We start from the raw sequence: 351 nt of genomic DNA on the forward strand, positions 1-351 counted from the left end.
GCAGAAAATTCAGATGCAGCGATGTCTGTAAATTTTATAAACCAAGAGAATGTGAAAAATTAAATAAACCTCCTTATGTGTGCAATGGATGCAGCAAGAGAACGAATTGCATGATGGACAAAAAGATCTATTCTTCAAAATACGCCCAGGACTCCTATGAAGCCCTTAGGACTACCAGCAGAGAAGGGATCAACCAGACACCGGAAAGTATACAGAAACTGGACAACCTGTTGTCACCGCTTCTCAAAAAAGGACAGTCCATTGCCCACATCTACGCATCTCATGCTGATGAGATCGCCTGTTCCAGAAGAACCATATATTCTTACATAGACCGTGGCGTTTTTCAAGCCA

At 42.2% G+C, this 351-nt stretch carries 1 pseudogene; it reads left to right on the top strand.

The window, feature by feature from the left end:
* Window positions 1-351: pseudogene (locus tag LJE11_RS19415) on the top strand (IS30 family transposase); the annotation flags it as partial.

Origin of the sequence: Blautia sp. DFI.1.216, assembly GCF_020594215.1 — a bacterium.
In the GTDB taxonomy this organism is placed as follows: domain Bacteria; phylum Bacillota; class Clostridia; order Lachnospirales; family Lachnospiraceae; genus Blautia_A; species Blautia_A wexlerae.